The 18,759-nt window shown below is 75.0% G+C and carries 18 protein-coding genes and 1 pseudogene; 15 read left to right on the forward strand and 4 right to left on the reverse strand.

What is annotated here, in order from left to right:
• Window positions 1-109: 109 nt before the first annotated feature.
• From ACFZCF_RS26740 to ACFZCF_RS26750, 3 genes are all read left to right on the forward strand, one after another.
• Complete coding sequence (locus ACFZCF_RS26740) at window positions 110-1,237, forward strand: oxygenase MpaB family protein (protein ID WP_391289382.1); 1,128 nt, start codon at window positions 110-112, stop codon at window positions 1,235-1,237.
• Between the two features lie 77 nt (window positions 1,238-1,314).
• Entirely contained in the window at window positions 1,315-2,079 is a 765-nt protein-coding gene (locus ACFZCF_RS26745) for an anti-sigma factor antagonist (protein ID WP_391289331.1), read from the forward strand.
• A 13-nt stretch (window positions 2,080-2,092) separates the two neighbouring features.
• On the forward strand, window positions 2,093-2,581 hold the full coding sequence (locus tag ACFZCF_RS26750) for an ATP-binding protein (protein WP_391289333.1): 489 nt from the start codon (window positions 2,093-2,095) through the stop codon (window positions 2,579-2,581).
• Here the strand turns inward: ACFZCF_RS26750 and ACFZCF_RS26755 are convergent.
• Window positions 2,529-3,449 carry a SigB/SigF/SigG family RNA polymerase sigma factor gene (locus ACFZCF_RS26755; protein WP_391289335.1) on the reverse strand — a complete coding sequence of 307 codons (921 nt, stop codon included), beginning with the start codon at window positions 3,447-3,449 and terminating at the stop codon, window positions 2,529-2,531. The genes ACFZCF_RS26750 and ACFZCF_RS26755 overlap by 53 nt on opposite strands.
• A gap of 77 nt (window positions 3,450-3,526) precedes the next feature.
• Here ACFZCF_RS26755 and ACFZCF_RS26760 point away from each other — a divergent pair, with 77 nt between their 5' ends.
• A complete protein-coding gene (locus ACFZCF_RS26760) occupies window positions 3,527-3,991 on the forward strand; it encodes an ATP-binding protein (protein ID WP_391289337.1) in 465 nt (154 codons plus the stop codon).
• A gap of 107 nt (window positions 3,992-4,098) precedes the next feature.
• The gene (locus tag ACFZCF_RS26765; protein WP_391289339.1) at window positions 4,099-4,422 is read left to right on the forward strand and encodes a DUF3040 domain-containing protein; all 324 of its coding nucleotides are present in this window, start codon (window positions 4,099-4,101) and stop codon (window positions 4,420-4,422) included.
• 145 nt (window positions 4,423-4,567) lie between these two features.
• Here the strand turns inward: ACFZCF_RS26765 and ACFZCF_RS26770 are convergent.
• Both ACFZCF_RS26770 and ACFZCF_RS26775 read right to left on the reverse strand, forming a co-directional pair.
• Window positions 4,568-5,921: pseudogene (locus ACFZCF_RS26770) on the reverse strand (carboxyl transferase domain-containing protein).
• Between the two features lie 667 nt (window positions 5,922-6,588).
• Complete coding sequence (locus ACFZCF_RS26775) at window positions 6,589-7,047, reverse strand: cyclic nucleotide-binding domain-containing protein (protein WP_388448637.1); 459 nt, start codon at window positions 7,045-7,047, stop codon at window positions 6,589-6,591.
• Window positions 7,048-7,262: 215 nt separating this feature from the next.
• On the opposite strand from ACFZCF_RS26775, the gene ACFZCF_RS26780 reads away from it, so the two are divergent.
• The 10 genes from ACFZCF_RS26780 to ACFZCF_RS26825 all read left to right on the forward strand — a co-directional run bounded on the left by ACFZCF_RS26780 (window position 7,263) and on the right by ACFZCF_RS26825 (window position 17,428).
• Window positions 7,263-8,108, forward strand: coding sequence for an ATP-binding cassette domain-containing protein (locus ACFZCF_RS26780; protein WP_391289341.1), 846 nt, complete (start codon window positions 7,263-7,265; stop codon window positions 8,106-8,108).
• A 139-nt stretch (window positions 8,109-8,247) separates the two neighbouring features.
• Window positions 8,248-9,090, forward strand: coding sequence for a glutamate ABC transporter substrate-binding protein (locus ACFZCF_RS26785; protein WP_388448641.1), 843 nt, complete (start codon window positions 8,248-8,250; stop codon window positions 9,088-9,090).
• Window positions 9,091-9,100: 10 nt separating this feature from the next.
• Window positions 9,101-9,766 (forward strand): ABC transporter permease subunit, encoded by a 666-nt coding sequence (locus ACFZCF_RS26790; protein ID WP_391289343.1) that lies wholly within the window; start codon window positions 9,101-9,103, stop codon window positions 9,764-9,766.
• Complete coding sequence (locus tag ACFZCF_RS26795; protein ID WP_391289345.1) at window positions 9,763-10,713, forward strand: ABC transporter permease subunit; 951 nt, start codon at window positions 9,763-9,765, stop codon at window positions 10,711-10,713. Before ACFZCF_RS26790 ends, ACFZCF_RS26795 begins: the two co-directional genes overlap by 4 nt.
• A 142-nt stretch (window positions 10,714-10,855) precedes the next feature.
• Entirely contained in the window at window positions 10,856-11,332 is a 477-nt protein-coding gene (locus tag ACFZCF_RS26800) for a hypothetical protein (protein WP_388448647.1), read from the forward strand.
• Window positions 11,333-11,408: 76 nt separating this feature from the next.
• The gene (locus ACFZCF_RS26805; protein ID WP_391289348.1) at window positions 11,409-13,496 is read left to right on the forward strand and encodes an NB-ARC domain-containing protein; all 2,088 of its coding nucleotides are present in this window, start codon (window positions 11,409-11,411) and stop codon (window positions 13,494-13,496) included.
• Window positions 13,497-13,673: 177 nt separating this feature from the next.
• The gene (nadE, locus tag ACFZCF_RS26810; RefSeq protein WP_388448651.1) at window positions 13,674-14,504 is read left to right on the forward strand and encodes an ammonia-dependent NAD(+) synthetase; all 831 of its coding nucleotides are present in this window, start codon (window positions 13,674-13,676) and stop codon (window positions 14,502-14,504) included.
• Window positions 14,505-14,616: 112 nt separating this feature from the next.
• Window positions 14,617-15,012 (forward strand): VOC family protein, encoded by a 396-nt coding sequence (locus ACFZCF_RS26815; RefSeq protein WP_391289349.1) that lies wholly within the window; start codon window positions 14,617-14,619, stop codon window positions 15,010-15,012.
• Window positions 15,013-15,078: 66 nt separating this feature from the next.
• Window positions 15,079-16,386 carry an alpha/beta fold hydrolase gene (locus tag ACFZCF_RS26820; RefSeq protein ID WP_391289351.1) on the forward strand — a complete coding sequence of 436 codons (1,308 nt, stop codon included), beginning with the start codon at window positions 15,079-15,081 and terminating at the stop codon, window positions 16,384-16,386.
• A gap of 109 nt (window positions 16,387-16,495) precedes the next feature.
• A complete protein-coding gene (locus tag ACFZCF_RS26825) occupies window positions 16,496-17,428 on the forward strand; it encodes an SIS domain-containing protein (protein ID WP_391289353.1) in 933 nt (310 codons plus the stop codon).
• Window positions 17,429-17,468: 40 nt separating this feature from the next.
• Here the strand turns inward: ACFZCF_RS26825 and ACFZCF_RS26830 are convergent, their stop codons facing one another.
• A complete protein-coding gene (locus tag ACFZCF_RS26830) occupies window positions 17,469-18,248 on the reverse strand; it encodes a VOC family protein (protein WP_391289355.1) in 780 nt (259 codons plus the stop codon).
• Window positions 18,249-18,759 lie beyond the last annotated feature (511 nt).

Genomic DNA, 18,759 nt, shown 5'->3' on the forward strand with positions numbered 1-18,759 from the left:
CGGCACCCACGCCCCTTCCGCCGCCCCCGACCCGTCGACCGCCCCGTCCGCCGGCCCCGCCGCCCCGGCCGCCGGCCCCGGCGCGTACACCGACGCCTCCCTCGACGCCCTGCGCCAGAGCGGGGACGAGCTCGCCGACACCGTCGTCGCCACCCTCTTCGAACGCGGCGAGGTCGGCCTCTTCAACTCCCTCATGCGGTACGTCTCCGTCTCCGGCCAGGAGCTCCCCGCCGGCCTGCCGGACGTGGCCAGGGAGTACCTGGAGACGACGGCCGTCCCGCCGGCCTGGGTCGACTGGAACGAGATGGAGAAGGCCCGGCTCTTCTTCGCGGACAACAACGTCCACATCAACACCGCCCTCTCCTTCGCCTCCATGCCCGCCTGCTACGTCGTCCCGCCCGTCGCCCGGCTGCTCTCCGCCACCCACGGGCTGCACTACCCGAACAAGCGCATGGCGGAGACCGGCCAGTTCACGACGTACCTGATGCGGCCGGACGCCTTCGAGGCGGGCGGCCGGTTCGTGCCCGCAGCGCAGAAGGTGCGGCTGCTGCACGCCTCCATCCGCCACCACCTGATCCGCGCCGACCGCTGGGACACGGCCGCCGACGGGGTGCCGATCTGCCAGGAGGACATGATCGGCGGGCAGATGTTCTTCTCGATGCTCGTCCTGGACAGCCTCCACCGGCTCGGCGTCCACATGTCCACCGAGGGCGCCGAGGCGTACTACTACGCCTGGCGGGTGGTCGGCGCGATCCTCGGCGTCGACCAGACGGCCGTACCGAAGACCCTCGACGAGGCGCGCGCCTTCCTCGACCTCTACCTCCTCCGGCACATGGGCCCCTCGGAGGAGGGCGTGGTGCTGACCCGGCAGCTGATCGACCTGTACGAGGAGGTCGTACCGGGCACCCTCTTCGACCCGGTCGTCTCCGCCCTGATCCGCCACCTCGTCGGCGACACCGTCGGGGACTGGCTCGACGTGCCCCGCAGCCGCTGGGACACCGCGGTGAAGGCGCTGCCGCCGCTGCTCGGGGTCCTGGAGTCCGTGGAGGACGCGTCCCCGTTCGCCGCCTGGGCGCTCGACCGGCTCGGCCACCTGACCTCGGTCTTCGAGCTGTCCACGCTCACCCGGGGCCGGGTGATGCACTACGCCATCCCGGAGCACCTGAGGAAGGAGTACGGCGTCGACACGGGGGTCGCCCGCCACCACCGCTGGACGCCGCCGCCCTCCACCGTCTGACCCGCCGCACGGCCCTCTGCTCGCAGGGTGGCCCGTATGGGCCGAAAATGGACTCACCTGGTGAAGGTGAGGCGTGCATGGACGGCAGCAGGGGCATCGGGGACGGCGGGGAGGGAGTGTTCGGGGGCGGCCCGCCCCCAGGGCAGGGCCGGTTCAGCGTGGACGTACGGCCCGACCCGGGCCGGCAGACCGTCGTCGTGGCACCGCTCGGCGAACTCGACCACGACACGGTCGAGCCGCTCGGCACCGCCCTGGAGAAGCACGCCCACGCGGCCCGGATCATCGTGGACTGCGCCGGACTGGACTTCTGCGACTCCACCGGACTCAACCTGCTGCTCAAGGCCCGCGCCCGGGCCCTGGAGGCGGGCGCCCGGCTCGACCTGGCCGGACTGAGGCCGCCGGTGGACCGGATGTTCGAGATCACCGGTGCCCTGCGCGTCTTCCAGGTGTACGAGGACGTCCGCCAGGCCCTGGCCGACGACCCCTCGACCGACCCGTCCGGGCACCCTTCCACCTCCCCCTCACCGAACCACCCCGCCTCCCCTCCCGGAGACCGTCCCGCCGACCCTTCCGGGGACCGTCCCGCCGACCCCTCCGCGAACCGGCCTCCTGCCCCCTCGGGGGACGGGCCGGCCGACCCCGACGCGACCCCACCCGCCGCCCCAGCGGACCGGTCCGTCACCCCCGCGGACCGGCCCGTCACCCCCTCCACCGACCCCCCGCCTCCCGGCTCCTCCGCCGGCCCGTCCGTCGGCGGCGGCGCCGGTGAAGGATCCGGCGGCGGCTCCGGTGACGCCTCGGGCCCCGGACCGGGCGGTGGCCGCCCCGGGGACCCGGTCTGACGGGCGGCCGGTGATGGAGGACAGGGACGAGACCCGGGGCGACGGCCCACCCGTGGCGCAGACCCGCCGCCTGGTGCTGCACGGCAGCGTCGGCGCGGTCTCCCGCTGCCGTGACTTCACCGCGCGGGCGCTGGCGGACTGGGGCTGGATCCCCGCCGAGAGCGCCCTCACCCGGGAGCGGGTCGAGGACGTGCTGCTGCTGGTGTCCGAGGTGGTGACCAACGCCTGCCTGCACGGCGGCGGGCCGGAGGAGTTCGTGCTCCGGCACACGGACGGGCTGCTCCGGGTGGAGGTCGCCGACCGCAGCCCCGACCATCCGCGCCGGCTCGCCCCCCGCTCGCCGTCCCTGCCCGGCGGTCACGGGCTGATGGTCCTCGACCGGCTCGCGACCGCCTGGGGTTCCTCGGACCGGGGGCCCGGGACGGTGGGCAAGGTGGTGTGGCTGGAGATCAGCCGGCCGACTCGTCCGCCGTGGCGTCGTCCGTCAGCAGACCGTCCCTGAGCTCGCCGAGGATGCGGGCGAGCAGCCGGGACACATGCATCTGGGAGAGGCCGATCCGCTGGCCTATCTCGGCCTGCGTCAGCTCCTCGCCGAAGCGCAGGGAGAGGATCAGCCGGTCGCGGGGGCACAGCCGCTCCAGCAGCGGGCGCAGCGAGTGGAGGTCGTCGATCAGCTCGAAGGCGGATTCCTCGACGGCCGTGCGTCGTCCGGCCGTGCCCTGGGGGGCGCGGGACTCGTCGTCGCCGACGGGGGCGTCGAGCGAGTGGGCGCTGTAGCCGTTGGCGGCGAGTTCCCCCTCCGCCACCTCCTCCGGCGTGAGGTGAAGCCGCGCGGCGAGCTCGGCGCGGTCGGGCCGGTGCCCGTCGCGCTGTTCCAGGTCGTCGGAGGCCTTGGCCAGGTCGATCCGCAGCTCCTGGAGCCGGCGCGGCACCCGCACCGCCCAGCCGGTGTCCCGGAAGAAACGTTTCATCTCGCCGACGATCGTCGGCAGCGCGAAGGCGGAGAACTCGACGCCCCGGCCGGGGTCGAACCGGTCGATCGCCTTGATCAGGCCGATCGTCCCCACCTGCACGATGTCCTCCACCGGCTCCGGACGTCCCCGGAACCGACGGGCGCCGAACTTCACCAGGCTCAGGTTCAGCTCGATCAGGGTGTTGCGCACGTACGCGTGCTCGGGAGTGCCCTCCTCCAGCTCCCGGAGCCGTACGAACATCGCCGCGGAGAGGGTCCGCGCGTCGTCCGTGGAGGACGCCCGCGGATTCTCCGGCTCCGGAAGCCCCCCGAGGGCCCGCCGCCGCGTGGCGGCGGAAGTGGTCGCCTCCGCGCGAGCGGGCGACGGGGGCGGGGATGCGTCTACGGCTCGGCCCATGGCCATGAGGTGTTCCTCCTTGTAGAGAGGATTCCCACTCAGCAGGTTTTGACCCATATGTACCTATTTTTAAACGTTTGGGCGATTCCGGGCTCGGCCAGACGCAGGGCATGGAGACACAGGAGAGGAGCCGTGGAACCGGCACGGGACGGCCCTCCCGGCGGTACGTGCTCGACGGCGGACCCGGCACCGCCGGTACCTTCCGGCGGCTGGCGGCCCGGGCAGCGGTCGACTGGTACGGGCCGCTGTCGCCGTCGGCCAGGACGGCGGTCGCCGATGCGCAGCTCCTCGTCACCGAGCTCGTCGTCGACGCGGTACGGCGCGGGGGAGTCCCGTACGAGCTCCGCCTCGACCGCTCCCCCCACGGCATACGGCTCCAGGTGAGCGACACCTGCTCGGTCGCCCCGGGCCACGCGGGCCGACGCCGCCCGGGAGTCCCCTCCCGCACCACCCTCCACCTGGTCCGGCGGCTCGCCGCGGTCTGGGGTTGGGTGGCACATGACCACGGGCGGACCGTGTGGTGCGTAGTCCGCTTCCCCTGAGCATCCGGGGCCCCGGGAAACCGTCTGAAGCCGTCCCGGGCGGGTAGCCGCCCGGGGAACGAGCCCGCGTCCCCGCGCGGGACTCCGGACCGGAGGAGGTGTCCGCGATGGACGAGGCCCGGCTCTCCCCGCACGAGCAGCGCGTACTGGCCGAGATCGAGGCGGACCTGAACGCCGACGACCGACTCGCCCGCCGCATGGCCGGCCGCCGTCCGGCACCCGGCCTGCCCCGGCTACGGGGGCACGGTGGGAAAGGCGCCGCAGCGCTCGCGGCGGTGACCCTCACCCTGCTCGTCCTCGCCGTCGCGACCTCGGCCCCAGCCCTGATCTGGGCCTTCGCCGCCGCCTGGGTGGCGACCCTGGTTCTCCTCCTGCGCGCGGTGGCCCGCTGGACCCGGCGCCGCGCGGTCGGCGGACCCCGCGACCACTGACCCGGTCGTTCTGGCCGGGCGCTGCCCCTCCTGGGAACCCCTCAGGCGATGCCGGCGGGCGCCGCCCCCCGGCATCGCCGAGGCGTCTCGGGGGTGGGCGCCCCTCCCGCATCGAGAACGCCGCCGCGGGGCGGCTCCGCGGACCTCAGTCGTCCGCGGCCCCCCGTTCGGCTGTCGGCCGGGCGCCGACCACGCCGCGCACGACCCCCAGGGCGACCAGGTCTTCCGGGCGCAGGCGCAGGTCGTCGGCGGTGGCGTCGGCGTCCTCCGGCGCGCGCTTCAGGATGGCCGTGGCGAGCTCGGGGGCGATGACGGAGAAGTACGAGTCGGGGGTCGCCCAGGTGTTGCCGGGCGCCGCGAGCGCCAGCGCGCCGCCCGAGCCGCCCTCGCCGACCAGCAGCGCGGTGACCGGGACGACGGCCTCCGCGACCGCGCCGAAGAGTTCCGCGATCGCCGGGCCCGCGCCCGCGCGCTCCGCCTCGGCGTCGTTCGCGGCGCCCGGGGTGTCGATGAGGGTCAGCACCGGGATCCGGAGCCGGTCCGCGAGCCGCACCAGGCGGGCGGCGGTGCGGAACCCGGCGGGCCGGGTCGCCGTCCCGCACTGCGCCGCGTACGCGACCGTACGGCAGGCGGCCGAAGCCGCACCGGATCCCCGGATCGGTGCCGCCGACGCGGTCGCCGGAAAGCTCCGCCCGCTCGGTGAAGACGTCGGCGAGGTAGCGGTCGGCCCGGGGCCGCTCCGGGCGGCGGGCCCGCGCCACCGCGTCGCGCCCGCTCGCGGCCGGCTCCGTGGCGCCGAGCGCGTACGGCGGCGGGACCGGCCCCTCGGCCGGGCGGGTGAGCAGCGACAGCCAGCGTCCCAGCACGTCCCGCAGCTCCGCAGCGGGGACGACCGCGTCTACGTGGCCGTGGGCGAGCTGGGACTCGGCCGTGTACGCGGCGGGGTCGGCGTCCCGGGGCCGGACGCGGGAGCCGGCGAAGCCGACCTGCGCGCCCGGCAGCGCGAGGACCACGTCCGAACCGGCGCCGAGGGTGGCCCAGCCGCCGCCGGTCGTCGGATCGCGCAGGACCGCGAGCTGCGGGAGCCCCGCGGCCCGGGTGCGCGCCGATTCCCCGGCCAGCCGCTGGAGTTGTGCCAGCGCCCGCATGCCCTCCTGCATCCGGCTGCCGCCCGTCGCCAGGAGGACCGTCACGGGCAGCCGGTGGGCCCGGGCGTGCGCGTGCGCGGCGGCGACCCGGTCTCCGGTGCCCTCGCCGATCGAACCGCCCAGGTAGCCGAACTCGAAGGAGACCAGCACCGTCCGCGCCCCACCGACCGTGCCGGTGCCGCAGACCACGGACTCGTCCTCGCCGGACCGGGCGGCCGCGGCGGCCCGCGCCCGCCCGTACCCGGGCCAGTCGAGCGGCCCGTCACCGCCGGGCCCCGCGGCGGAGGGGAGTTCGGTGAAGTCGTCGGTGACGAGGGCCACTGCCTCGCGCGCGCTCACAGCTGCTGTCATCGGGGCCTCCCGCCCGTCGGGGGTACGCCGGGTCACGCCGCCGGGTGCCGTCACCGTACCGCCGGGTAGCCGGCCGGGAAGGCCCCGTCCTCTCGGTGCGGCGAAGATCACTCCGCCCGCTCCGCCGACTCTCTCGGACGGGCCCGCCACCGTACGGCCCGGGGGTCGGCGACCCGTCCGCCGATCCGGGAGCCCGCCGTCCGGCAGTCAGTCCGCCGTGCGGCGGCCCACCGTCAGGCAGTCCGCACGCTGTGCGGCAGCCAGCCGTCCGGCACTCCGCCCCGCTGTGCGGCAGTCCGCTGTGCGGAGCCCGCCAGTCCGGCGGTCAGTCCGCCTTCCCGCAGGCCCTTTGTGCGGCGGCCGGCCGTCCGGACCGCGCCGGACCACGCACCGCCCGGCCCGGCCCGGCCGCCGGCCGGCCACGGCCGCCACCCCAGCGGGATCCCGAGGAGGGGCCGCGGACATCGCACGCCACATCACCCAGGGAGGCGGCCGAGGCGGCCGCGCCGACCGTTCCGTACAGCCGTCGACGGAACGGCTCGCCGCGAGTAGCAGATGGCCGCCGAGCATCGTCAGCCGCACCGGGCTCTGGAGCGCGCCCATGACGGGCGCCACGGACGTACCGGCCGTCCGCGAGCGGACCGACGCCCGTGCGTGTCCGGAGGCCTCAGGCCATGATTCCGCTGCCGTGCGGCGCGTACAGGTCGAGCAGCCGCACCCGCGTCACCTGGAGCCGGTGCGCCAGGATCGACCCGACCCAGTAGTAGACCGCCGATCCGAAGTCCACGTCCGTGTGGCACATCGCCCGTACCGCCGTGGCGTCGAACTCGTACGCCCTGACGGGGGTCATCGCCTCCGCTCCCGACTGGCACAGGTACGGCGGGAACAGCCAGGACAGGCCCACCAGCTCGCCGTGGCGCAGCGTCTCGATCACCGGCGACCCCCGCCCCGGCACCTTGGCGTCCAGGCTCACCGCCCCGGTCTTCACGATCCAGAACCGTTCCGCGTGCGCCTGCTCCTCGAAGAGCCGGTCGCCCGACTCGAAGTAGACGTCCTCGGCGAAGGCCATCAGTCGCTCGCGGTGCTCCGCCGGCAGCGAACCGACCTTGGGTGCGGCACTCCTCATGACGGGCCCTCCTCGTCGCGCGCGTACACCCCCGAACCCAGTCTCCGCCCACCGGGCCCGGAGCGCAGGCGGCACGGGTGCGTACAGCCCGCCGGCCGCCACGGCGCCGGGGGAGTGCCGGGCCCGCGCGGCTCCGGCGTGCGACGGGGGCGCGCAGGGCGGAGCATGAGACCGAGGAGCAAACGGCCCAAGGGGGCGTGAGCCAGGAGGGTGACATGCCCGACCCGGAGATGCCCGACTCGGTGAGCGACTCGGTGAGGCCCGACCCGGTGAGGCCCTACCCCGGCCCGAAGGTCGACCCGCGGGCTCCCGTCGCGGGCGACGGTGACGCGCTCGTGGTCCTGCGCGGGGTGGACAAGCACTTCGGGGCGCTGCACGTCCTCCAGTCCATCGACCTCACCATCCGGCGCGGCGAGGTGGTCGTCGTGATCGGCCCCTCCGGCTCGGGGAAGTCCACCCTCTGCCGCGCGATCAACCGCCTGGAGACCATCGACAGCGGCGAGATCCGCGTCGACGGCAGACCGCTCCCGGCCGAGGGCAGGGAACTGGCCCGGCTCCGGGCCGACGTCGGCATGGTCTTCCAGTCCTTCAACCTCTTCGCCCACAAGACCGTCCTGGACAACGTCACCCTGGGACAGATCAAGGTCCGCAAGAAGGACCGGAAGGCCGCCGAGGAGAGGGCCCGCTCGCTCCTCGACCGCGTCGGCGTCGCCGAGCAGGCCGACAAGTACCCGGCGCAGCTCTCCGGCGGTCAGCAGCAGCGGGTCGCCATCGCCCGGGCCCTGGCGATGGACCCCAAGGTGATGCTCTTCGACGAGCCGACCTCCGCCCTCGACCCGGAGATGATCAACGAGGTCCTGGAGGTCATGCGGCAGCTCGCGCAGGACGGCATGACCATGGTCGTCGTCACCCACGAGATGGGCTTCGCCCGCTCCGCCGCCCACCGCGTCGTCTTCATGGCCGACGGGCGGATCGTCGAGGAGACCACCCCCGAGGAGTTCTTCGGCAACCCGCGCAGCGCCCGCGCCCGCGACTTCCTCTCCAAGATCCTCCACCACTGACACCACCGAGCCCCACGGAAACCGCGGACGCCACCGAGCCCCCGGAAACCACGGCAGCCGCCGACACCACTCACACCACACCACCGACACCACCCACACCAACGCCACCGACACCACCGAGCCCCCACGGGGTGATCGCATGAACCCGTTCAGGACCCCCCGGACCCTCGTCGCCTCCGCGACCGCCCTCGTCCTCGCCCTCGGCACCGCGTCCTTCGCCCAGGGAGCCGTGCCCGCCGACCACGACGACGACGACCGGATCACCATCGGCATCAAGTTCGACCAGCCCGGCATCGGCCTCAAGACCCCCGACGGCACCTACACCGGCTTCGACGTCGACGTGGCCACCTACATCGCGAGGCAACTGGGCCACGAGCCCGATCAGATCGTGTGGAAGGAGGCGAAGAGCGCCGACCGCGAGACCATGCTCCAGCGCGGCGACGTCGACTTCATCGCCGCCTCCTACTCGATCAACGACGAGCGCGCCGAGAAGGTCGACTTCGCCGGCCCCTACTTCCTCGCCCATCAGGACGTGCTGATCCGCGCCGACGACGACTCCGTGAAGCGGCCGTCCGACCTGAACGACAAGCGGCTCTGCTCCGTCACTGGCTCCACCTCCGCGCAGAACGTCAAGGACGACATCGCCCCCGACGCCCAGCTCCAGGAGTACGGCGGCTACTCCGAGTGCCTGACCGGCCTGGAGAACGGCGTCATCGACGCCCTCACCACCGACGACTCGATCCTCGCCGGATACGCCGCCCAGGAGGAGTTCAAGGGCAAGTTCAAGCTCGGCGGCTTCGAGCTGAGCGACGAGAACTACGGGATCGGCGTCCAGAAGGGCAGCGACCTCAAGGGGAAGATCAACACGGCCCTGGAGAAGATGGTCGACGACGGCTCCTGGGACGCCGCCGTGGAAAAGAACTTCGGCCCGGCGAACTACCAGAACGAACCGGCGCCGAAGATCGGCGTGATCGTCGAGTGAGCCGGCCGCCGTGTTCGACTTCCTCGAAGGCTACGACCTCCTGGGCGCCTTCTGGGTGACCGTCCAGCTGACCTTCTGGTCCGCCCTCGGCTCCCTCGTCTGGGGGACGCTGCTCGCCGCCATGCGCGTCGGCCCCGTCCCCCTCATGCGGGGCTTCGCCACCGCCTACGTCACCGTCGTCCGCAACATTCCCCTCACCGTCATCATCGTCTTCACCTCCCTCGGCCTCTTCCAGACCCTCGGGATCAGCCTCGGCGCCGACCGCTTCACCACCATCAACTTCCGGCTCGCCGTCCTCGGCCTGACCGCCTACACCAGCGCCTTCGTCTGCGAGGCGCTGCGCTCCGGCATCAACACCGTCCCCCTCGGACAGGTCGAGGCCGCCCGGGCGATCGGGCTCAGCTTCCCGCAGATCCTGCGGATCATCGTGCTCCCGCAGGCGTTCCGCTCCGTCGTCGGCCCGCTCACCAACGTCCTCATCGCCCTCACCAAGAACACCACCGTCGCCGCCGCGATCGGCGTCGCCGAAGCCGCCCTGCTCATGCGGGAGATGATCGAGAACGAGGCCCAGCTGATCCTCATCTCGGCGATCTTCGCCTTCGGCTTCCTCTGTCTCACCCTGCCCACCGGCCTCCTCCTCGGCCGGCTCGCCAAGAAAGTCGCGGTCAAACGGTGAGGGGCACCGGCAACGGCCGCGCGGCCAGGCACCGCACCGCCCGGGACGAAGCCGCCACCGTCCTCTACGACGTCCCGGGCCCCCGCGCCCGCCGCCGCAACCTCCTCTGGACGCTGCTCTTCCTCGCCGCCCTCGCCGCCGTCGTCCGGTGGGTGATCGTCGGACTCGACGCCAAGAACCAACTGGAGGCGGAGAAGTGGGAGCCGTTCTTCACCGACGGCCGCGTCTGGGAGACGTATCTGCTGCCCGCTCTGAAGAACACCGTCATCGCCGCGGCGCTCGCCATGGTCCTCGCGCTGCCGCTCGGCGCCCTCCTCGGCATCGCCCGCCTCTCCGACCACCGCGCCGTCCGCGCCGGCGCGGGCACCGTCGTCGAGTTCTTCCGCGCGATCCCCGTCCTCATCCTGATGCTCTTCGCCAACGCGGCCTACGCCGAGTTCACCGACATCAGCCCCGAGACCCGCCCCCTGTACGCGGTCGTCACCGGCCTGGTCCTCTACAACGCCTCCGTGCTCGCCGAGGTCGTCCGCGCCGGCATCCTCGCGCTTCCCGCCGGCCAGACCGACGCCGCCAAGGCCATCGGCATGCGCAAGGGCCAGACCATGGCGCACGTCCTCCTGCCGCAGTCCGTCACCGCCATGCTGCCCGCCCTCGTCAGCCAGCTCGTCGTCATCGTCAAGGACACCGCCCTCGGCGGCGCCATGCTCGGCTTCGCCGAACTCCTGGCCTCCGTCCGCCCCATGAGCGCCAACTACGGTGCCAACACCATCGCCTGCTTCACCGTCGTCGCCGTCCTCTTCGTCCTCCTCAACCTCGCCCTCACCACCGTCGCCTCCCGGCTCGAACGCCGCCTGCGCCGCGGCAAGCGCTCCACCGGCGCCGTCGTCACCGCCGATGCCGTCGACGACCTCGCCACCCCCGGAGAACCCCCCGGCCCCACAACGTGACGCCACCGTGGGCCACCGGCAACCCGGCCGTGCGACACTGCGCCGCACACGGCACCGGGGGAGGGGCACGGCGATGACGCACGGCAGGGCGACAGGCGGACGCGGATCCGCACGGGGGTGGGTCGCGGCCGGGACCGCCACGGTGATCGGCCTGACGGTGAGCGGCTGCTCGCCGGCGCTGCGGCCGCTCGTCGCCGTCTACGTCGACGAGCGCGGCACCCCGCGGGCCCTGCTGCGGTCCTGCGAGGACGACGGCACCATCCGGGGCCCCCTCCTGGACGTCACCCCCGACCGGCCGGAGGCCGGCACCGGACCGGACGCCCCGGAGGACCCGGAACCCTGGCAGGGCTGGCGCGCCCAGGGGACCCGCGCGGCCGAGGACATCGCGCTCTTCTCCCCGCCCGCCCGGTGGGACGTCGAGACCCGCGGCCCCCAGACCCTCCTCCCCGGCGTCACCTACGTGCTCTCGCTCGCCGACCCCGACGACGAGTACGCCTACGCCGGCGAGGTCTCCTTCACCGCCGCCGACCTCGCCGCCCTCCCCGCCGACCGGGTCCTCACCCTCGACGGCGAGACCACCAGGGACGCCTTCGAGGAGCGCGCCCGCGACGCCTGCTGACCACCCGCCGCGCCCCCGGCGCCACCCGCACCCGCATCCGTGACGAAGCCGCCAGGCAGCGGCATTCGGCCCGGACATGAGGGACACTGCTCCCGTGCGTGGACATCTACCGGACGAGAACCCGGGTTTCACAGGCCGCCGCACGGAACTGACGCGCCTCACCGCCGCGTTGGCGGAGCACCGCCTCGTCACCGTGACCGGCGTCGGCGGCGTCGGCAAGACCCGGCTCGCGCTGCGCGCCGCCCACCGCGTGCGGCACCGCCACTCCGACGGCGCCTGGTGGACCGACCTCGGCCAGCTCGACGGCGAACGCCTCCTCGTCGCCCTCGTCTCCGACTCCGTCGACCTCGCCGACCACACCCCGGGCACCGACACCGGCGCCCTGCGCCGCCGCCTCGCCGGGTCCCGCCTCCTCCTCGTCCTCGACTGCTGCGACCACCTCGCCGACGCCTGCGGCCGGCTCGTCGCCGAGCTCCTCGACGCCGCCCCCGGCCTCACCGTCCTCGCCACGTCCCGCCGCCCCCTCGGCGTCCCCGGCGAACACACCGTCCTCCTCGACCCGCTGCCGCCCGCCGGCGACGACGCCCTCGACCTCCTGCGCACCGCCACCGGAGAGGAACTCCCCGCCGGAACCGCCGCCGACATATGCGTCCGCCTCGAAGGCATCCCCCTCGCCCTGGAGCTCGCCGCCGCCCAGATCCGGCTCCAGGGCGCCGAAGCCGTCCGCGACCAGCTCGGCAGCCGCCTCACCGCGCGCCCCCAGGCCCGCTTCGACCTCCTCGCCGCCCCCGGACGCGTCTGGCCCGCCCGCCACCGAACCCTGCGCGCCGCCATCGGCTGGAGCCACGAACTCGCGAACCCCCTCGAACGGCTCCTCTGGGCCCGTCTCTCCGTCTTCCGCGGCCCCTTCGACCTCGCCACCGCCACCGCCGTCTGCACCGGCGGCCCCCTCACCCCCGACACCCTCCCCACCGCCCTCGCCGGCCTGGTCCGCGCCTCCGTCGTCCGCCCCGCCGACAGCGCCGGCCGCCACCGCCTCCTCGACACCATCCGCGAGTACGGCGCCGGCTGGCTGGACCGCCTCGGCGAGACCGGCACCGTCGCCGACCGGCACGCCGCGCACTTCGCCGCCCTCGCGGCCCAGGGCGGGGCCACCCGGCACGGCCCCCACCAGCTCCACTGGCACCACGCCGTCGACACCCACCACACCGACCTGCGCACCGCCCTCGACCACCTCCTGCGCACCGACCCCGACACCGCCCTCGACCTGATCGGCTCCGTCGCCTTCGCCTGGTCCTGCCGAGGCCGCCTCCGCGAGGCCCGCGCCGGACTCGAACGCGCCCTCCTCCTCAGCGAGGCCCGCGGCCGCACCCGCACCCGCGCCCTGTGGGCCCTCGGCGTCACCCTCGTCCTCCAGGGCGACCTCGGCCCCGCGCGGGACGCCAGTGAACGCTGCGCCCGCGAAGCCCGCCACACCGAGCACCCGGCGGAACGCCCCTGGGCGCCCCCGGAGCCGTACGGCCCCGGCGAGCTCACCCTCGACGCCGCCGCCCTCGCCGGCCTCCTCGCCCTCACCACCGGCCGCGCCCGCGCCGCCCTCGTCCTCGTGGACCACGTCCTCGCCTCGGCGCGCGACACCACGGCCGGCTCCGCCGCGACCCTCCGCTGCCGGCTCGTGCGCGTCTTCGCCCTCACCGGCCTCGGCCTCCTCGCCGAGGCCCGCGCCGACGCCCTCGCCCTGCGCGCCCTCTGCGACGCCCTCGACGAGCACTGGACCCGCACCGCCCTGGAGTACCAGCTCGCCCTCGCCGCCCTCCTCGAAGGCGACCCGGCAGCCGCCGCCGACCACGCCCGCGCCATGCTCGCCGGCACCCGCGCCCTCGGCGCCGGCCTCGGCGTCGCCCTCGGCCTCGACGTCCTCGCCACCGCCCACGCCGCCGCCGGCGACGGCGAACGCGCCGCCGACGTCTCCGGCACCGGCGAGGCCCACTGGCGTGCCACCGGCCAGCCCCGCCGCGGCCTTCCCGGCCTGCGCGCCCTCCACGCCCACCACACCGCCGGCGTCCGCGCCGCGCTCGGCGAACCCGCCTACGACGAGATCTTCCTCCGCGCCCTCACCGACCTCCCCCAGGCGGGCCTCGACCGCGCCCTCGGCACCGCCTGACCCGCCCACCGGCCACGTCCGGCCCCCTGGCGCGCCCCGGAACCGCGGCGGCTTCGCCGGGACTCCCCCCCCCCGGCGCGTCGAGGCGCTGCGCGCGCGGGCCCCTGACCGGGTCCTCGCCCCGCACCCCGTAGAGTCGGAAGCGTCGACCGCAACCCTTCCGACGAGGAGCCTTCCGTGACCGACCCGGCGCCCATCGCCCGCCAGCAGCAGATCGCCCGCGAGCTCCAGGTCCCCGAGTCCTTCGATCCGGCCGCCGAGATCGAGCGCCGGGTGGCCTTCCTCGCCGAGCGCCTCACCAGCACCGGACTGCGCTCCCTCGTCCTCGGCATCAGCGGCGGCGTGGACTCCACCACCGCCGGCCGGCTCTGCCAGCTCGCCGTGGAGCGCGCCCGCGCCGCCGGTCACGAGGCGACCTTCTATGCCATGCGCCTGCCGTACGGCGTCCAGGCCGACGAGAAGGACGCCCGGACCGCCCTCGACTTCATCCGCCCCGACCAGGTCCTCACCGTCGACGTCAAGGCGGCCAGCGACGCCGCCCTCGACGCCGCCCGCGCCGCCGGGGTCGCCTTCCGCGACGCCCACCACGAGGACTTCGTGCACGGCAACATCAAGGCCCGCCAGCGCATGATCGCCCAGTACGCGGTCGCCGGCGCCCACGAGGGCCTGGTCGTCGGCACCGACCACGCCGCCGAGGCCGTCTCCGGCTTCTTCACCAAGTTCGGCGACGGCGCCGCCGACCTCGTCCCGCTCACCGGCCTCACCAAGCGCCGGGTCCGCGCGGTCGCCGCCGCGCTCGGTGCCCCCGACTCCCTGGTCTGGAAGGTCCCCACCGCCGACCTGGAGACCCTGGACCCGGGCAAGCCCGACGAGGACGCCCTGGGCGTCACGTACGACGACATCGACGACTTCCTGGAGGGCAAGCCGGTCTCCGAGGACGCCTACGCGTCGATCGTCCGCCGCTACGAGCTCACCGAGCACAAGCGGCAGCTGCCGATCGGGCCCTGATCGCCGACGGCCGCGCGGGGCGGACACGCGAGCCGCCCCGCGCGGCGGGCGCCGGACAGACGGATCCTTGGAAGGGTGAGCCCCGTCCTCCGGGGCCCCGGAAGGGAGCACCATGTTCGGCGAGACGACGGCGTACAGCAGCTTCGCGGTGGACGACCTGGACGCCGCCCGCCGCTTCTACGGCGACCTGCTCGGCCTGCCCGTGGAGGAGAGCGGTACCGGGGAGATGCGGATGCTGTTCCTGACCCTGCCGAGCGGGGCCCGGGTCTTCGTCTACCCCAAGGAGAACCACGTCCCGGCCTCCTTCACCGTCCTCAACTTCGAGGTCGACGACATCGACCGGGCCGTCGACGACCTGGTCGCCCGGGGCGCCGCCTTCGAGCGCTACCCCGAGTTCGAGGCCGACGAGAAGGGCGTCGTCCGGGGCGCGGGCGACGGCGGCCCCGCCGGCATCGCCTGGTTCACCGACCCGGCCGGGAACGTCATCGCGGTGATGCAGGCCTCCTGACGCCCCGCCGTGCCGGTCCGTGATCCACTGGGTGCGTACGGAGCAGGCCCACCCGCAGGAGCACCGTTGACCACCTACCGTCAGCCCGGCGTCGTCGTCACCGACCACCAGTTCCCCGTCCCCCTCGACCACGCCCGCCCCGACGGCGAGCAGATCGAGGTGTACGGCCGTGAGCTCGTCGCCTCCGGGCTCGGCGAGCGGGAGCGCGAGCGGCTCCCCTGGCTCGTCTACCTGGAGGGCGGTCCCGGCTTCGGGGCCCGCCGCTTCATCGGCCGGCAGGCGTGGATCGGCCGGGCCGTGCGGGACTACCGGGTCCTGCTGCTCGACCAGCGCGGCACCGGCCGCTCCACCCCGGCCAACCGGCAGACCCTCCCGCTGCGCGGCGACGCCGCCGCGCAGGCCGACTACCTCGCGCACTTCCGCGCCGACTCGATCGTCCGGGACTGCGAGCTGATCCGCCGCCGCCTCACCGGCGGATCCCCCTGGACGGTCCTCGGCCAGAGCTTCGGCGGCTTCTGCGCCGTCCACTACCTCTCCACCGCCCCCGAGGGCCTGGAGCGGGTCCTGATCACCGGCGGCCTGCCGTCCCTCGACGCCACCGCCGACGAGGTCTACGCCGCCGCCTACCCTCGCGTCCGCCGCAAGAACGAGGCCCACTTCGCCCGCTACCCGCGCGACGCCGAACGCGTCCGCGCCGTCGCCGCCCACCTCATGGAACACGAGGTCACCCTGCCCGGCGGCGGCCTCCTCACCGTCGAGGCCTTCCAGTCCCTCGGCATCCTCCTCGGCTCCGGCGAGGGCACCCACCAGCTCCACCACCTCCTGGAGGGCGCCTTCGTGCCCACCCCCACCGGGCCCGCCCTCGCCGACGCCTTCCTGGAGCAGGTCCAGGCGCACCTCTCGTACGCCGGCCACCCGCTGTACGCCGTCCTCCACGAGGCCATCTACGCCCAGGGGCAGGGCCCCACGGACTGGGCCGCCGAGCGGGTCCGCGCCGACTTCCCCGAGTTCGACGCCGCCGGCGCCCTCGCCTCGGGCGCCCCCGTCCTCCTCACCGGCGAGACCGTCCACCCCTGGCACTTCACCACCGACCCGGCGCTGCGCCCGCTGCGCGAGACCGCCGAGCTGCTCGCCGCGCGGGACGACTGGACGCCGCTGTACGACCCCGAGCGGCTCGCCGCCAACCGGGTGCCGGTGGCCGCCGCCGTCTACCACGACGACATGTACGTGGACACCGTCCACTCCCTGGAGACCGCCCGGACGATCCGGGGGCTGCGCACCTGGGTGACCGACGAGTTCGAGCACGACGGCGTCCGCGCCGGCGGCCCGCGCGTCCTCGACCGCCTCCTCGCCCTCTCCCGCGACGAGCTCTGACGCCGTACCCGCGCGGACACGGGTACCGGCCCAGGTCCGGCGCGAAAGTCCAAGCGCCGGACCCGATCGCCCATGGTCCCGCCCGGCCACCGCCGCTACAACTCGGTGCATGAGCGCACACGTCACCGCCGAGATAGCCGGCCAGCCCGATTCCTGGCGCCGCGCCGCCGCCCTCGCGGGCCCGCTCGCCGACCGGCTGCCCCGGTCCGGCGAGCGCGTCGCCGTCGTCGGCTGCGGCACCTCGTACCTGATCGCCCGCGCCTACGCGGCCCTGCGGGAGTCCCTCGGCGCGGGCGAGACCGACGCCTTCCCCGCCTCCGAGCGGACCCCGCTCGGCCGGGGCTACGACCGGCTCGTGGCCCTCACCCGCTCCGGCACCACCACCGAGGTCGTCGACCTGCTCGGCGGCGCGGCGGGCCGGCTGCCCACCCTCGTCCTCACCGGCGTCCCGGACAGCCCCGCCGGCCGGCTCGCCGACCGGATCGTGGACCTCTCCTTCGCGGACGAACGCTCCGTCGTGCAGACCCGGTTCGCGACCACCGCCCTGCAACTCCTGCGCGCGGGGCTCGGCGTGGACCTCGGGCCCTCCCTCGCGGACGCCGAGCTCGCCCTCTACGAACCGCTGCCCCCGGCCTGGCAGCGGCGCGTCCAGTTCACCTTCCTCGGCACCGGCTGGACCGTCGGCCTCGCCGACGAGGCGGCGCTGAAGCTCCGCGAGGTCGCCCGCGTCTGGACGGAGTCGTACCCGGCGATGGAGTACCGCCACGGCCCGATCAGCATCAGCGACCGGACCAGCCTCGTCTGGTGCCTCGGGCCCGCGCCGGCCGGGCTGCGCGAGGAAGTCGAGTCCACCGGCGCCCTGTTCACCGCCGACGCCGTCGACCCGGTCGCCGCGCTGGTCCGCGCCCAGCGCCTCGCCGTCGCGCTCGCCGCCCGGCGCGGACTCAACCCCGACCGGCCCCGCCACGTCTCCCGCTCGGTGATCCTGGCCGGGGCCTTCCGCCCGACCGCGGCCGACGCGGTCCGCATCCTGCGCGCCTGATCGACCCCGGAGCCACCGACCAGGTCCCCCCGGTAGCCGGTCAGCCCATCGGCGCGGGCTTCAGGACGGCGAACTCCGCGCCGGAGGGGTCGGCGAACCAGGCGAGGCGGCCGACGTCGGGGATGTCGGCGGGCGGGAGCAGCACGCTCCCGCCCGCGACGGTCACCGCGTCCGCCGTCGCGTCGGCGTCCTCGACCGCGAAGTAGGGGACCCAGCGGGACCGTTCGCCGGAGTCCTGGAGTTCGGCGGCGCCGCCGAAGGAGGCGTCCTGCTGGTCGCCGTCGGCGGTGGAGATCACCCGGTACGTCATGCCGGGCGCCGCCATCTCCGCCCAGCGCCAGTCGAACAGCGAGCGGTAGAAGTCGAGCGCGGCCTCCGGGTCGGGCGTGTGGAGCTCCACCCACACCAGCGTGTGGGGGGACGAGGTGCGGTCCAGGCCCTTCACCGAGCCCGGCTGCCAGACGGCGAACTCGGCCCCCGCCGGGTCGGTGAGGGCGGCCATCCGCCCGGCGTCCATCACGTCCATGGCGCGGACGCGGACCCTGCCGCCCTCGGCGGCCGTCACCATCTGCGCCGTGTCCGCGTCCGAGGCCTGGAAGTACACCGTCCACGCGCTGCGGGCCCCCTCCTCGGTGAGCGGTCCGAGGGCGGCCACCGTGGCCCCGTCCCGCTGGAAGAAGCCGTATCCGCCGGCCTCGGGGCCAGCCGAGCGGTACTCCCAGCCGAACACGGCGGCGTAGAACTCCGCCGCGGCGGTGGTGTCCGGGCTGCCGAGGTCGATCCAGCAGGGGGAGCCGTGGGTGTACCGGGTGTCGAGCATGGGCGGGTGCCGTCCTTCCGTCGTCCTGCCTCCGGGCCGGTTTCCGGCCACCATGGCCGATCCTCAACCCCCCCACGGGAGCGACGCGACCGCTCCCGCCCCGGTTCATCCGACCGGCGCACCACCCGGGACGCCGGATTCGGACGCGGCCGGGCCGCCCGGCGCACCGTCCGGAGGCCCGGCCGTCCGGCACACTGCCCGGTGCCCGGTGCCCGGTGCCCGGTGCCCGGTGCCCGGTGCCCGGTGCCCGGCCGTCCGGCCGTCCGGTGCCCGGCCGTCCGGCCGTCCGGTGCCCGGCCGTCCGGCCGTCCGGTGCCCGGCCGTCCGGCCGTCCGGCCGTCCGGTGCCCGGCCGTCCGGCCGTCCGGCCGTCCGGCGGACTGTCCGGATGCTCGCGGTCCGGCACACCGCCCGGGTGCCCGGCCGCCCGGCGCGCCACCGGGTCCGAGCCTGACGTCCCCGCCGACCGGCGCACCACTCGGCCCTGGGGCCCGGATGGGACCCGGGCGACC

The sequence above is a fragment of the Streptomyces sp. NPDC007945 genome (assembly GCF_042958885.1).
Taxonomy (GTDB): Bacteria; Actinomycetota; Actinomycetes; order Streptomycetales; family Streptomycetaceae; genus Streptomyces.

Coding starts and splice junctions, on each gene's coding strand:
- ACFZCF_RS26745 (WP_391289331.1), top strand. CDS start 1,315: ATGGACGGCAGCAGGGGCATCGGGGACGGCGGGGAGGGAGTGTTCGGG.
- ACFZCF_RS26780 (WP_391289341.1), top strand. CDS start 7,263: ATGCCCGACCCGGAGATGCCCGACTCGGTGAGCGACTCGGTGAGGCCC.
- ACFZCF_RS26815 (WP_391289349.1), top strand. CDS start 14,617: ATGTTCGGCGAGACGACGGCGTACAGCAGCTTCGCGGTGGACGACCTG.
- ACFZCF_RS26830 (WP_391289355.1), bottom strand. CDS start 18,248: ATGCTCGACACCCGGTACACCCACGGCTCCCCCTGCTGGATCGACCTC.
- ACFZCF_RS26765 (WP_391289339.1), top strand. CDS start 4,099: ATGGACGAGGCCCGGCTCTCCCCGCACGAGCAGCGCGTACTGGCCGAG.
- ACFZCF_RS26805 (WP_391289348.1), top strand. CDS start 11,409: ATGAGGGACACTGCTCCCGTGCGTGGACATCTACCGGACGAGAACCCG.
- ACFZCF_RS26775 (WP_388448637.1), bottom strand. CDS start 7,047: ATGAGGAGTGCCGCACCCAAGGTCGGTTCGCTGCCGGCGGAGCACCGC.
- ACFZCF_RS26755 (WP_391289335.1), bottom strand. CDS start 3,449: ATGGGCCGAGCCGTAGACGCATCCCCGCCCCCGTCGCCCGCTCGCGCG.
- ACFZCF_RS26750 (WP_391289333.1), top strand. CDS start 2,093: ATGGAGGACAGGGACGAGACCCGGGGCGACGGCCCACCCGTGGCGCAG.
- ACFZCF_RS26785 (WP_388448641.1), top strand. CDS start 8,248: ATGAACCCGTTCAGGACCCCCCGGACCCTCGTCGCCTCCGCGACCGCC.
- ACFZCF_RS26825 (WP_391289353.1), top strand. CDS start 16,496: ATGAGCGCACACGTCACCGCCGAGATAGCCGGCCAGCCCGATTCCTGG.